This window comes from Aliiroseovarius sediminis, assembly GCF_022678485.1.
GTDB lineage: Bacteria > Pseudomonadota > Alphaproteobacteria > Rhodobacterales > Rhodobacteraceae > Aliiroseovarius > Aliiroseovarius sediminis.
Genome location: NZ_JALBYP010000018.1, coordinates 244,426 through 258,311, shown reverse-complemented (window position 1 = coordinate 258,311; position 13,886 = coordinate 244,426). Strand labels below are relative to the sequence as shown.

Below are 13,886 nucleotides of genomic sequence, written 5' to 3'. Positions count from 1 at the left end.
CAGCGCCAGTCAGGCGCCGGGTGTCAACGAGGCAAAACCAACTCGACCTTCAAGCCCCCCAGATCAGCGCTGTCGCCCAGTCGAAGATGACCACCATGCCCGCGCGCAATGTCACTGGCGATAGCCAATCCCAAGCCCACACTGGACCCTTTATCCTGATTGCGCGCCTTGTCCAGACGCGCAAATGGCTTCAATGCCTCTTCGCGCGTGTCGGGTGGAATGCCCGGGCCATCGTCTTCTACAACGAAGCGCAAATCACCGCGCCCCATCACCAAAGACAGCCGCACATTCGAACCATAGCGCGTCGCGTTGCCCAACAGGTTTTCCAACGCCCGCTCAAGTGCCGCCCGGCGCACGGGATACTTGCCGGGATCGACCACGTCACCCAACACCACGTTTTGCCCGGCCCGTGCGGCGTTATCGGCCAAGTGTCTGGTCAACGCGGCAAGATCAACGGGTTCGGGGTCGTCTTCCAGCGCATCTGAACGTGCAAAACTCAGGAAACGGTCCACCAGACGCTCCATATCCTTCACGTCCCGCTCCAAATCGTCCCGACTGTCATCGTCAATCATCGCCAGTCCCAGCCGCAACCGGGTCAGCGGTGTGCGCAGGTCATGGCTGACGCCTGACAGCATCAGAGTGCGCTGCTCGATCTGCCGCTCAAGCCGCGAGCGCATGTCCAGAAATGCCTTGCCAGCTGATCGCACCTCGGTCGCGCCCGCCAGTTTGTAGGGCACCACCTGCCCTTTACCAAACGCTTCCGCCGCGCGGGCCAGTTGGCGGATCGGTTTGATCTGATTGCGCAGGAACAGATAGGCGATCAACGTCATCAGAACGCCCGTCGCCACCATTAAAACAAGCAATTGATGAGGGTTTGACGCCGACACGCGGTCGCGCGAAAACTGCACACGCATCGGGCCGTGCCGCGTGTCAACGCCCACCACCACAGCTTCGCGCGACGTTGTCAGATCGACCCCTGTCAATGCGGGCAAACCCGCCTGCAACGTCCGCGCCACCAGCGGCCCGGTGAAATCAGTGAACCGGATCGAAGGCATAACCGGCACGCCCGGAAGCTGCATCTGCATTGCCAGCGGTCCAACCACCTGCGCCCCGCGCGTCTGGGCCGCAGCGGGTGTCGGGGCCGCTTCGACCTCGGCTCGAAGATAGGCAAGCTCCAAAACAATGCCAGAGGTCATCTGCACCGTAATCCGATTGAAGTGTCGTTGAATAAACACGACCGAGACGACAAGCTGCAAGATCACGATCGGCACAATCAAGATCATCGCGGCCCGGCCATACAGACCCCGCGGCATGAACTGTTTCAGCCACGCAAAATCAAGGAAGCGGTTTTTAGGCAGTTGAACCATGACCGGACCCTATGACGCAGCGCCCCGCTTGCCAAGCAGCGACAGCGCAGCGTTACTATCGCCAAGGATTCGATGGACGGAGACGACGATGGCAGACACACCCGATCCCCAAAAACGTCCGCCTGCCGGCGTGATGGTGCAGATAGGCCCCGGCATTCGTCGGATCATCGCCCCCAACCCCTCGCCCATGACATATTGGGGTACGAATACATTTGTGCTGGGCGAAGGCGACGTCGCGGTGATCGACCCCGGCCCCGCCGACCGCACTCATCTTGACGCGATTCTGGCCGGACTTTCCCGTGGTGAACGGGTGACGCAGATCCTTGTGACCCACGCGCATCTGGACCATTCGCCCCTCGCCACACATCTGTCCGACCGCACCGACGCGCCCGTGATCGCCTTTGGCGATGCGCGTGCAGGCCGCAGCCCCATGATGGACGACCTTGTCGCCCGTGGATTGCGGTCAGGCGGCGAAGGCGTTGACGCGCGCTTCGCCCCCGATATCTGCGTATCGGACGGCGAGGTATTCGATGCGGGCGGCTTACAAGTCGAGGCCGTCTGGACCCCCGGCCACTTCTCAAACCACCTTAGCTTTGCTTTGGATAATATTGTTTTTACAGGAGATCATGTTATGGGATGGGCCAGCTCTTTGGTCTCTCCGCCGGATGGTGACCTAACCGCCTTCATGGCATCTTGCACGAAACTCGCCGCCCGCCAGGATCACCTTTTCTATCCAGCGCATGGAGATCCAATCAGCGACCCCGCCCAGCGACTGGCTTGGCTGATCGCCCACCGCACGACACGCGAACACGACATCCTGACCGCCATGTCAAACGGTCATCCCACAACCATTCCCGCCCTGACACGGGCTATTTATACCGACACACCCCCTGCACTGCTGCCCGCCGCCGAACGCAACGTGTTTGCCCATTTGATCGACCTTTCCACCCGAAAAATCGTCACCGCAACCCCACAATTAGAGGCCAACGCGTATTTTCTGAGGATCAGCTGAAAAAACGAGAATAGCCCTTGCAGCCCGGAATCGCTCTTGCTATATCGCCCAAGTGTTCCGGCGTAGCTCAGCGGTAGAGCAGTTGACTGTTAATCAATTGGTCGTAGGTTCGATCCCTACCGCCGGAGCCAAAATCCCCCAAGTGGTTGATTTCATTGGTTGAGCCCCGACCGGAGTCGGAGCCACCCGTGCACGTGCACGAACCGGTGCACAAATGCGTGCACGAAGCGGTGCACGACCAGGTACACGGTCGCGACTCCAGGATGCCCTGAAATTCATTTCGGAGCACCCGGCCATGGCCAGAGTCGCACATATGCCCTACCTCGAAAAACGGCCCTTGGGCTTCTTCTTCCGGCGACGCCTGCCCAGGGCCCTCGCGAGGATTTCGAACCCTGATCAAACTTCGGCCCTCTGTCTTTCACTTCGCACCGACGTCTTTTCTAAAGCGACATGTCTTGTCCGCGCGCTGACCGCGCTCATAGACCTGGCCGTCGCGCTGACGACGGAGAGACCGGTGGATCGTCTGAGTGCGGAACATGTCACGCTGCTGCGGGAGACCCTGACACTCTTGATCCCAAGATGCCGGCCGTTGTCTCGCGCCTGGACAACGGGAAGCGCAGTGAAGGCATTGAGGAGAAAACCTTGCGCCAATATAAGAGCTTTGGGGGCCTGTCTACCACGCTGACGGGCATCAGCGACGCGCGCCCAATCCGGCAAACGGTTGCCAAGGGTTTTAGCGCAGCGCTTTACAAGCAGCCGAAAAGCTGGGGCAAAAGCCCCGCTGACCGCAATGCCACCCGAGAAGAGATCATGGCCCGCGCCGCCAAACTGCCGGCGAAAAAGTCGCGCTGTCCATGGGTACGATCAACCGCCACCTTGAGCATCTGGGCCAGATCGTCGAATGGGCCTCAGATGAGGGGATTGCGATCAATCTCAAGCTCAGATCCGGCAAATTGCGCCGCAAGGACACCTTCCGCAACTGCGATAAGAAACGGGCGTTTACCAAGGCTATGCCGCGCCGTCTGTTCAAATCTCCGGTTTGGTCAGGATCGAAGTCTGAATACCACCAGACCGATCCGGGCTCGAAAAAATTTACCGCAACGGCATCTATGGGTCGCCTATGATTGGCGCTTTTACAGGGGCGCTTCGTAAAGAGATCGCGGGCCTCGCCGCTGCCGATACCGGGTCAGTTCTTAGCGGCGATCAACAGCTAACATCCCACCTCTGAGGTAACCCACAGCATCCTGGCACATCGCAATGCCGTCGGAAGAAGCTATCCAGCCTGTCCCTTTTGAACGCCCACGGGCAAACCAGACCAACCGTGACGTCGCGCTGACACCCAGGCGCAATTGCACCAAGTCTCGCAAGTGACTTCAGGTTTGCGGGCGTTCAGCCCATCCTGCAAATATCTTCTCGAAGATAACGACGAGATAATAGAGAACGATACCAAGGATGGCCAAAGCAATCAGGACTGCAAACATCAGCGGGTAGTTGCCATTGATTTCCCCAGATTTGAAAAGCGCCCCAAGACCGCGCCCGTGGGGTGAAACAATCTCTACGAGGTTCGTTCCGATAAAGGCCAGCGTCACCGACACCTTCAGGGCTCCGAAAAATTCCGGCAGGGTTTTGGGGAGGGCGATTTTTCGAAAAATCGTAAATCTCGATGCGCCGAGGGCCCGCAGAATGTCGCGATACTCGGGTTCCAGCGTGGAAAGGCCGATACTGACCGAGACCGCGATGGGAAAAAACGAGATCATGACCGCCATCAACACGGTATTGAAGTCATGTTGACCGATAAAGATCAGCGCAATGACCGGCACCAATGTCGCCTTGGGGATGGCGTTAAAGCCGACCAGCAAAGGATAGAGTGCGCCCCGGAAGATTTGAGAAAGCCCCATGATCATGCCCAAAGCGCCGCCAACCAACACCGCCAACACCAATCCGATCACGGTACGCCAAAGCGTCTGCCACCCCATTTCAAGGAAAAGCCAGCGGAATTTCCAAAAGGCATCCGGCAGATCAGAGGGTGCCGCCATCTTGTATTTTGGCCAGTCATTGATCCAGACAAGACCCTCCCAAAACAGCAGAAAAATTACGATTGATACGATAGGAACGCCAACTTTTTTAAGAGTGTTCATCACGCTGCCTCGTTACGGTTTTGTGCGATGCGGATCTGGTCGCGCAACTCATGCAACATTTCACCCGCCTCGGGTGTGTACAGAATATCCAGGGTACGGTCGGCAGGCAGGGTCACATCCAACACGTGCTGGGTGCGGGCGGGACGATCGGACAACACGACAACCTGATCGCCAAGAAAGACGCTTTCGCGAAGATCATGGGTAATCAGAACCCCGGTAAATGGTTCGGCGGCGCGCAGGTCGCGCATGGTCTGCCAAAGATCTTCGCGCGTGAACGCATCAAGCGCACCAAAGGGTTCGTCCATGATCAACACTCTGGGCTTGTGGACGATCGAGCGACACAGAGAAGCACGCTGGCGCATGCCTCCTGACAGTTCGCTGGGGCGCTTGTTTTCGAACCCGGTCAAGCCGACCATGTCCAGCAATTCCATTGCGCGATCTACGCGCTGTTTGCGCGGCATACCGGGTGCGACAATTTCCAACGGCAAGATGACGTTTTCCAATATCGTGCGCCACTCCAGAAGCACCGGATTTTGAAAAGCCATGCCAACGGTTTTGCGAGGTGACTTTACTTGCGCCCCATCCAGCCAGACTTCGCCTTCATCCGGGATCAAAAGGCCAGCGATCAGTCGGGTCAAGGTCGACTTTCCGCAACCGGAAGGCCCGACAACGGCACAAAAACTGCTTTCGGGTATGGCGAGGTCCAGACCGGCCAATACCGGAAGCGGGCCCATAGGGGTTTCGTAGGCGTGATGAACGCCCTTAGTTTCGATAAGGTTCATACGAGAAGCTTTCCGGGAAAATACGAGCCCCCACCGCATGAACCGATGGGGGCTGGACGCGATCAGTTGATCTTCAGCGGCTCTTCAGGAAGGAAGCTGTCATCAAAATAAAGCTCCCGGTCGGGTTCGTTGACGAACTCATACACCATCTTCATCTGCTCGATTGATCGATCCATTCGGTCAGCATCGATGCCGCCCATGCCATTTTCCCTGACATAGTCGGTCAAAACGTTGTCATCGATCGACATCTTCAGGCGCCGCGTTTCGAAATCCGTATCCACCGCCGGGTTATGGTTGGCAAGGATCTGGGCGGCCGTGGCGGGATCAGCAATCGCATCTTTCCAGCCCGCAGCGATGGCGCGCACAAAACCCTTGACGGCATCAGGGTTTTCTTCGGCAAAATCGGTATTTACGATCACCGCATTCCCGTAAAGCGCAAGCCCGTGGTTGGCCATAAGAAGCACAGTAATGTCATCTTCGGGAACGCCCAGGCGCATTGTATTCAACGATGACGTGAACGAGAAGCCGGCAATTGCATCGACTTTACCCTCGGCCAGCATGGGTTCGCGCGTCGGGAAACCGACAGGTTCGACGGTCACTTTGGAGACATCGATATTGTTTTCGGCGGCAAAGACAGGAAACTGTGCCCAAGCGCCATCGGGCGGCGGCGCACCCAGAATCTTACCTTCCAGATCAGTTGGCTTTTCGATGCCATGTGATTTGCGTCCGACGATGGAGAACGCAGGTTTGTCGTAGACCATCATAACCGCGGTAACAGGCGCCCCCGGGTTTTGGTCGATGAATTTCATCAAAGATGCCATATCGGCAAAGCCCACAGGGAATGCCCCAGTGGCAACTTTTGGAATCGCATCAAGCGAACCGGCACCCTCCAATACGGTAACCGAAAGCCCCTCGGCTTCGAAGTGGCCGTTCTCGATCGACAGAAAGTAAGGGGCAGCGGGCCCTTCAAACTTCCAATCCAGCGCAAATGGCATCTCCACTTCCGCCAATGCAGCGCTTGAGCAAAGCGCCATGCCAGCAAACGCGCACGCTCCCAAGAAGCGTCCTATCCCCTGATGTTTCATTTCTCTCTCCCTGTTTTTTCTGTACACCCGGATAAAGAGATCTCTACAGTCTCTATTGCACTCCGGTCACACTATTGGAAAACACTGTCCGTCCAGGGAGCCTGCGAAATATAACCCGCGTAATCAAGAGGGTATTATTTTTTCGTTATTCACGTAAAACCTTCAAACTCTGAAGATCTAGCCCGCCAAAAATCTTCAACCCTGATTGTCATATGATAGCCACCAGTTCTCGCAAGATCATCCGTCGGGAGATCCCGAGCTACGATCAACTGGCTACCGCCGAAGCCCACCTGCTGCACGACCGCCTGCCCGAAGATCGACGGGCACTCGCCGGGGACCTGCTGAACGAGGGACTGCGCAGGCTTGAGGAAATGCATGTCGTTGATCTAATCTGGCGCGTCACAGCAGACAACTTGCATCTCACGGAGTTGACGCGCCATCTGCTCAGCGGCGCCGACAACAAACCTTATGGCCAATTAGGGGTTGAGGCGCCCCAAGTTTCTAGATGCCTGCCTTTCGCAGATTGCGCTGGAAAACGGGCTTGTGGCGTTAAGGGCTTTCATGGATTTTCCAGTCAAGGTCATGTTGGTTTTTTTGGGCCTGCGCGATGCTTCATGTGATGACGTCTGCGCTGCTTCGGCCGGTGTGTTTCGTTATGTCTGCAAGGGTTTCTGCCGCTGCGATCACAGGGGCAAGAGCCATTTGTACCTTTTGCTTATGATCGCCGCTGCGGTCGACAAAGCGTTCCAGATAGACGCGAAGCGTGGCCCCTTGGGTGCCCGTGCCCGAGAGGCGCATCACGACGCGAGAGCCGTCTGTGAAACCAATGCGCACGCCCTGTGCCTTGGTCAGGCTTTGATCAATTGGGTCGCGATACGCGAAGTCATCCGCGGTGCTCACTTCCAATCCCGCAACCGCCGTGCCGGGCAGATCAGCGAGGCGTCCGCGCAGAGCCGCCATCAGCGCCTCGGCAGCTTCCGTCGGGATTTCCTCGTAATCATGGCGCGAATAATAGTTCCGACCAAGGTTGCGCCAATGATCGCTTTGCAATTGGACAATGTCGCGCCCGTCACGGGCCAGAATGTTCAGCCAAAGCAGTACCGCCCAAAGCCCGTCTTTCTCGCGAATATGGCTAGACCCGGTGCCGGCACTTTCTTCTCCGCATAGCGTGGCCTTGCCCGCGTCCAGAAGATTGCCGAAAAACTTCCATCCGGTTGGCGTTTCAAAGCATGGAATACCCAAACGCTTGGCGACCAGATCGACCGCCTGACTTGTGGGCATGGAACGTGCCACGCCCGCAAGTTTGCCCGAATAAGCGGGGGCCAGATGCGCGTAAGCCGTCAGCAAGGCAAGACTGTCGGACGGCGAAATGAACGTGCCCTTGCCCATGACCATGTTGCGGTCACCGTCGCCATCCGAAGCAGCCCCGAAATCTGGTGCGTCATCGCTATTCATGATCGCCACCAGTTCGCTGGCCCAGACCGGGTTAGGGTCCGGGTGCCCGCCACCGAAATCCGGTAACGGCACAGCGTTGATGACCGATCCTTTGGGCGCGCCCAATGTGTCTTCGAGGATACGTGTGGCATAAGGCCCGGTAACCGCATGCATGGCGTCGAAACAGATGCGAAACCCACCCGCAAAAAGGCTGCTGATGGCGTCGAAATCAAAAAGATCCTGCATCAGCGTTTCATAGTCATCGACGGGATCAACGACATCGATCCGACAATCACCAAGGGTGAAGGTCCCGACCTTGCCGATGTCTCCGGCTTCTTGGTCGGCAATCTTGTATTCCGTGATCTCAAGCGTCTTGGCAAAGATCGCATCAGTTATCTTTTCTGGCGCCGGCCCCCCATTGGCGGCGTTGAACTTGATACCGAAATCGCCCCTCTCGCCGCCCGGATTGTGGCTGGCTGACAGGATAATCCCGCCATCGGTTTTATACTTGCGGATCAGATTCGAGGCGGCAGGTGTAGACAGAATACCGTTTTGCCCCACGATCAGACGCGCTGCCCCGTTGGCCGCGGCCATCCTGATGATCACGCCGATGGCCTGCGTGTTGAGGAACCGACCATCACCACCAATGACATAGGTCTTGCCCGCCGCGCCGCCCGTGCCGTCAAAGATGCATTGCACGAAGTTTTCCAGATAGCCTGGTTCAAGGAACACGGCCGTCTTCTTACGCAATCCGGATGTTCCCGGCTTCTGCCCCTTAATGGGCCTGGTCTGAACAGTCTTGAAGACCATCGTTTTTCTCCATTCTTCCGGGGTTTGATCGACCTTGCTCTCGCATGTCTTCAGTGTCCATCGTCAAATAAATGAGACATCAAAGCTATTTGAGCATTGTGGGCTCTGGCTCCTCTGTGTGATCGATTATGCGGCTTGTTTTTGATGTTGCAAGCGGCCTTGCGGGATTGTCGGTTTCTTGATCTTTTTCCTTTTCCACAGAATGGCTTTGACGCGCCCTACGCATCCCGATCAACCCGCCTACCGCGTGTTCTGTTTATGTTACCATCGATATCGTTTGGGACGCGCGTTTGGGTTTTGGCGGGGTTCATAAGCAGGATACTGAAAAGCAACGGTAAAAGTGGAACGAACCGCAACGGACGAGGTTCGCCCAAACTGAGACTGCGGGGCACTCTGAGCCCAGCTTCGCTTAGGCGGCGCGGCTATGGGGTTCGGTCATTTTTCGCAAGCCCCTTTGATAACACGTAAAAATCCGTGCCCGTCAGGGCGGTGTTACTGGTTCGCAATTGGGGGATAATGGCGGAGCGGAAGGCAGCCATAATACAGTGCGAGCCGATCCCACAACGTCCATTAATATCCTTTTTATTATAGTTATATAGGTGAGTTCGTGTTCCACTAACGTCTTGCATATTCCCGCTGTATCCGACAATTATTGGGGGATAGATAGGGGGATAGATTGGTGACCACTTCAAACCGACCAGGACCAAATTCAGGGCTCACAGCCGCCTTAGTGAGCAAGGTTCGCGCGCCTGGTAAGTACCATGACGGCAAAGGCACGGGACTTTACCTACGGCTCGACAAGGCGGGCCGCAAGCAATGGGTGCAGCGCGTGGTTGTCGGCGGCAAGCGCGTTGAGCTTGGGCTTGGCAGCTTTCCGATTAGCACTCTGGCGATGGCACGCGAGGATGCGCTTGAGAACAAGCGGATGGTGCGCAATGGCAAAGACCCGCGCGTCGAGCGCAACATAGACAAAGGCAATATGAATTTTGCCAATGCGGTGGATCGCTATCTTGAGATCAAGCTCAAGGAGTTTCGCAACGACAAGCACCGCAAGCAATGGCGCTCGACCCTGGACAATTATGCGATCCCGGCCATCGGGCATATGTCGATGGAAGCGGTGATGGTACAGGACGTGTTGCGCATCCTGGAGCCGATCTGGCTGACTAAGACGGAAACCGCCCGACGCTTGCGGGGCCGGATCGAGAAAGTCTTTGATTGGGCCATTGTCGCCAACCACCGCAAAAGCGACAACCCAGCGCGCTACAAAGGGTTTCTATCTGAGCTTCTGCCCAAACCCGAGAAGATCGTCAAAACCCGCCACCATGCCGCGCTCACGCTCAAGGATGCGCCGGGCTGGTGGGACGCGCTCGCCACGCGGGGCGGCAATTCTGCCCGCGCCTTGCAGTTTCTCTGCCTGACCGCCACGCGCTCAGGTGAGGTGCGCGGTATGACCTGGAACGAAGTGGATTTGGATGAAGCGCTTTGGGTCATACCGTCAAATCGCATGAAGGCGGGGCGAGAGCATCGCGTGCCGTTGCCAGAGGGGGCGGTCAAACTTCTGCGCGACCTGCCGCGTTTGGAAGGCAGCGATTTTGTGTTCTTCGCCCCTCAAGGCGGAATGCTGTCTGACATGTCGCTATCCGCTGTCATGCGCAAAATGCAGAAAGCCGAAGAACAGGCGGGAGGTCCCGGTTATCTCGACGCCCGCTCAGGCCGTCCTGCGGTGCCACATGGGTTGCGATCCACCTTTCGCGACTGGGCGGCTGAACATGGATATGACCATGTTTTGGCCGAGCTTGCCCTGGCGCACACGGTTGGCAGCGAGGTTGAGCGCGCCTATCGCCGGACGGACATGCTGAGTCGTCGTCGTGCGATGCTAGAGGACTGGGCAGCGGTGCTGAACGGCCAATCAAGCGCCTCAGATTGAGCGCGCGAAGGGCAAAAAGTAACTTTATTGGCGGTTTTTCAAATTATTTTTCGCCTATGTATATGTAATCCCCCCAATAGTGGATCAAGGCCTTGTTATAGATCAATAATAACGACAACCTGTAGGGTCATTTGACGCGCGGATTCCACGTGCCTAGATCGGTTCCACGCGGCACTGATGGGCAGTTGTCGTCGCGTGTCGGAACCGACGAGACTTCAGGACGCTTGGAACGGCAATCCCTGACCTTTCAATACTGCCCAAGACGCCCGAGGTCAAAACAAGGATCGACCTAGGGCAAACGGGAGGCGGTCATACATGACGCAGAACAAAATCTATCGACGCCCGGATGTTGAACAACTGGTCGGGCTGTCACGCTCGACCCTTTACGCAATGATGGCCGAGGGGACATTCCCCAAGCCGATCAAGCTGGGCAAACGCGCTGTTGGATGGCGAGCCATCGACATTGAGGCCTGGTTCAAGGCACGCAGCCTGGGCGGGGTGTTTCAATGAATATGCACAATTGCACAGTGGCGCGCTCCGTTGATCTGAGCGTGCGGGAAACCTCGGACAACTACCGCGCCGAGCTGTTCCGTATGGGGCTTTACCGCGTGGTGGTCTGTCGTCACGGGCTGCAATGGGTCTTGCAAAAGCAGCGCTTCAAAATATCCGTGTTGGGGGCGGCTTGGCGCAATCTTGGCTACTGCACCACCAAAACAGCGCTGATCCGGCTTCAACAGGCGCACAACGCGCCTCTGCATCCATGCATGGACGCTTTACCCGCGCGGTTTGCCTGCGAGGTGCGGCAATGATCTTGGCTGAACATATCACCCGCACGCTTGGCGGGACATGGCGCGGACAAAACGGGCTTGCCTGTTGTCCCGCCCATGAAGATTGCGCGCCCAGTTTAAGCCTGGGTGTGGGTGTCGATGGCCGCTTGCTGGTGCATTGCCATGCAGGGTGCGCTTATGGGGCCGTGATGGACGCGCTCAAGACGCGTGGGCTTATGGATCACAAGACGCGCACCACAATCGGCAGCACCCTGGCAAGCCGGGTCGAGATCGCGGCAAATCGCAAAGCAAAGCAGGCCGAGGCGGAGAAGCGTGCACGCCAAGCCCGTATGCTATGGGACAGCGGCCAGCCCATAACATCTACATTAGGGGAGCGTTACCTAAGAGCGCGCGGAATCACGTGCGCCTTGCCGCATAGTTTACGATACGTAGAGAGTTGCTGGCATAAGAGCGCCCAGCGATTGCCCGCCATCGTGGCGCGGGTCGATGGGGTCGCGCGCTTTGCCGTCCACCGCACATATTTACGTAAGGACGGCAGCGCCAAGGCCGAGGTTGAAAGCCCTAAAGCCATGCTTGGATCGGTGCGCGGTGGCGCGGTGCGTCTGACGCCGCCGTCGCCCACGTCAAACCTGGTCGTTGCCGAGGGGATTGAGACAGCCTTGTCTTTGCCCAGCGGATTGATGAACCGCTCCGCCGAGGTTTGGGCCGCGTTGAGCGCGGGCGGATTAGCTAACGTAACGCTTCCCAATCGCGCTGGTGATCTGATCATTGCACCTGATGGGGATGGGCATGGGCGTGAGGCCGCGCAAACGCTCGCGCGCCGCGCACACGCCCTGGGTTGGCACGTAATGATGTTGCCCGCGCCCGAGGGGTTTGATTGGAACGATGTCTTGTTGGGAAAGGCGGTGGCCGCATGACCGTACATCTGAAGCCTATACCTTACGTAGAGGATTGGGCCGAACCATCGCCGCGTTTCTTACGTAAGGGACTGCCGCCCGCGCCCGCTTTACCGCTTGACCGCATCTTTGCCCCGCAATGGGCCAAATGGATCAGCGATGCCGCCGAGGCCAAGTCTGCCCCGCCGGATTACGTTATGGCGGGTCTGCTTGCCACGGCGGGCGCGGCCATTGGCAACACCCGGTGGGTCTCGCCTTGGGCGGGTTGGTCCGAGCCGCCGATCCTCTGGACCATGTTGATCGGTGCGCCATCCTCGAACAAATCACCGGGGCTTGATGCGGTGTTGAGTTCGTTGAAAGAGCTTGAGCGCGATATGCGCAAAGGGGCCGAGGCCGATCTTGCCGAATGGTCTGAACGGGCCGAGGTGGCAAAGATCGCGCAAAGCGCCTGGAAAGAGGCAACCAAGGCCGCGCTCAAGGCCGGTGACGACCTGCCGTCCAAACCGGACGAAGCCGATCCGGGGCAGGAACGCCATTTACCCTGCCTGTCGGTCACAGACAGCACGGTCGAGCGGTTGGGCGTGATCTTGGCAAATCAACCGCGCGGCACGTTGATGGCGCGCGATGAATTGGCCGGGTGGCTGATGGGCATGACGCGCTATGCGGGCGGTGGGTCGGATCGCCCGTTCTGGCTGGAAGCCTATGGCGGGCGGGGCTACCGGGTTGAGCGGATGGGCCGTGAACCGCTTTATATCGACCGGCTTTCGGTGGGTGTGACCGGATCAATTCAGCCGGACCGGTTGCGCAGCCTGTTGATGAAGTCCGATGATGACGGGTTGCTTGCGCGCTTCCTGCCGATCTGGCCCGATCCCGTGCCGATCATGCGCCCACGTTCCGCGCCTGATGACGCGTTTATCCATCGCGCTTTGGGGCGGCTTCACGACCTTCAGCTTATGACCGATGAACATGACCAACAGCGCCCCTGGGTCTTGCCCTTTGATGAGGGGGCCAAGGATCGGCTGGATACGTTTCGCCATAACGTAAGGGACTGGGAGAACGGGGCCGAGGGCCTAATGTTATCTTACATAGGCAAATTGCCTGGGCTGACGGCACGGATTGCCTTGATCCTGGCGCATCTGGACTGGGTTGCCATGGCTTGTGATCAGCCGCACGAGATTGACGCAGAGACCTTCAGCCGGGCGGCGGACCTGGTGGAGCTATACGCGCTTCCGATGGCCCGGCGGGCTTATGCGGACGCCTCTGTCTCGCGCTTGGAGCGGGCCGCCATGCGCCTGGTCGAGATCATCCGTGAGCACGCCTGGCAGCGCTTCACATCCCGCGACGTTCTGCGCCTGGATCGCGCGGGGCTTGGCACCGCCGCCGAGGTGAACCCCGTCTTGCATGTGCTTGAGGAGAATAACCTTTTGCGCAGCGTTGAGATGCAGAAAAACCCACGTGGCGGGCGACCCTCGCGGGCGTACCTGGTCAATCCGGCGGTGTTGAGCGGGTGAGCACTGTCGGGGCGGGTTGCATCAAGACCCGCCCTGACAGAACTGACTTAACTGACAGAATTGAGTACGTGATCCACCAAAGAGGCGTTTTGTCGGTTTTGTCGGTTTGGTCAGGGCGGGGGGGGACGGTTTCCGG

13 protein-coding genes and 1 tRNA gene are annotated in these 13,886 nt (G+C 58.0%); 9 read left to right on the top strand and 5 right to left on the bottom strand.

What is annotated here, in order from left to right; translation table 11 throughout:
- Positions 1-23 precede the first annotated feature (23 nt).
- A complete protein-coding gene (locus MN186_RS01360; protein ID WP_242111031.1) occupies positions 24-1,367 on the bottom strand; it encodes an ATP-binding protein in 1,344 nt (447 codons plus the stop codon).
- A gap of 88 nt (positions 1,368-1,455) precedes the next feature.
- Here MN186_RS01360 and MN186_RS01355 point away from each other — a divergent pair, with 88 nt between their 5' ends.
- The 3 genes from MN186_RS01355 to MN186_RS01345 all read left to right on the top strand — a co-directional run bounded on the left by MN186_RS01355 (position 1,456) and on the right by MN186_RS01345 (position 3,503).
- Complete coding sequence (locus MN186_RS01355; protein WP_242111030.1) at positions 1,456-2,379, top strand: MBL fold metallo-hydrolase; 924 nt, start codon at positions 1,456-1,458, stop codon at positions 2,377-2,379.
- A 56-nt stretch (positions 2,380-2,435) separates the two neighbouring features.
- Positions 2,436-2,510, top strand: a tRNA-Asn gene (locus MN186_RS01350).
- A 723-nt stretch (positions 2,511-3,233) separates the two neighbouring features.
- Entirely contained in the window at positions 3,234-3,503 is a 270-nt protein-coding gene (locus MN186_RS01345) for a hypothetical protein (RefSeq protein WP_242111029.1), read from the top strand.
- Positions 3,504-3,752: 249 nt separating this feature from the next.
- On the opposite strand, the gene MN186_RS01340 is transcribed toward MN186_RS01345, so the two are convergent.
- The 3 genes from MN186_RS01340 to MN186_RS01330 form a co-directional block, all read right to left on the bottom strand.
- Entirely contained in the window at positions 3,753-4,517 is a 765-nt protein-coding gene (locus tag MN186_RS01340; protein ID WP_242111028.1) for an ABC transporter permease, read from the bottom strand.
- Complete coding sequence (locus tag MN186_RS01335; protein WP_242111026.1) at positions 4,517-5,299, bottom strand: ABC transporter ATP-binding protein; 783 nt, start codon at positions 5,297-5,299, stop codon at positions 4,517-4,519. Before MN186_RS01335 ends, MN186_RS01340 begins: the two co-directional genes overlap by 1 nt.
- Positions 5,300-5,361: 62 nt before the next feature.
- Positions 5,362-6,333, bottom strand: a complete 972-nt coding sequence (locus tag MN186_RS01330) for an ABC transporter substrate-binding protein (RefSeq protein WP_242111206.1) — start codon at positions 6,331-6,333, stop codon at positions 5,362-5,364.
- A 263-nt stretch (positions 6,334-6,596) separates the two neighbouring features.
- Between MN186_RS01330 and MN186_RS01325 the strand changes: the two genes are divergently transcribed.
- Positions 6,597-7,004, top strand: coding sequence for a hypothetical protein (locus tag MN186_RS01325; protein ID WP_242111025.1), 408 nt, complete (start codon positions 6,597-6,599; stop codon positions 7,002-7,004).
- On the opposite strand, the gene MN186_RS01320 is transcribed toward MN186_RS01325, so the two are convergent.
- Positions 6,997-8,628 (bottom strand): alpha-D-glucose phosphate-specific phosphoglucomutase, encoded by a 1,632-nt coding sequence (locus MN186_RS01320; protein WP_242111024.1) that lies wholly within the window; start codon positions 8,626-8,628, stop codon positions 6,997-6,999. The genes MN186_RS01325 and MN186_RS01320 overlap by 8 nt on opposite strands.
- Before the next feature lie 679 nt (positions 8,629-9,307).
- On the opposite strand from MN186_RS01320, the gene MN186_RS01315 reads away from it, so the two are divergent.
- From MN186_RS01315 to MN186_RS01295, 5 genes are all read left to right on the top strand, one after another.
- A complete protein-coding gene (locus MN186_RS01315) occupies positions 9,308-10,555 on the top strand; it encodes a tyrosine-type recombinase/integrase (protein WP_476726579.1) in 1,248 nt (415 codons plus the stop codon).
- A gap of 315 nt (positions 10,556-10,870) precedes the next feature.
- Positions 10,871-11,065, top strand: a complete 195-nt coding sequence (locus tag MN186_RS01310; protein WP_242111022.1) for a helix-turn-helix transcriptional regulator — start codon at positions 10,871-10,873, stop codon at positions 11,063-11,065.
- Between the two features lie 17 nt (positions 11,066-11,082).
- Complete coding sequence (locus tag MN186_RS01305) at positions 11,083-11,364, top strand: hypothetical protein (RefSeq protein ID WP_242111021.1); 282 nt, start codon at positions 11,083-11,085, stop codon at positions 11,362-11,364.
- The gene (locus MN186_RS01300) at positions 11,361-12,260 is read left to right on the top strand and encodes a DUF7146 domain-containing protein (RefSeq protein WP_242111020.1); all 900 of its coding nucleotides are present in this window, start codon (positions 11,361-11,363) and stop codon (positions 12,258-12,260) included. Before MN186_RS01305 ends, MN186_RS01300 begins: the two co-directional genes overlap by 4 nt.
- Complete coding sequence (locus MN186_RS01295) at positions 12,257-13,750, top strand: DUF3987 domain-containing protein (protein WP_242111019.1); 1,494 nt, start codon at positions 12,257-12,259, stop codon at positions 13,748-13,750. The genes MN186_RS01300 and MN186_RS01295 overlap by 4 nt, the downstream gene beginning before the upstream one ends.
- The last annotated feature ends 136 nt before the right edge of the window (positions 13,751-13,886 follow it).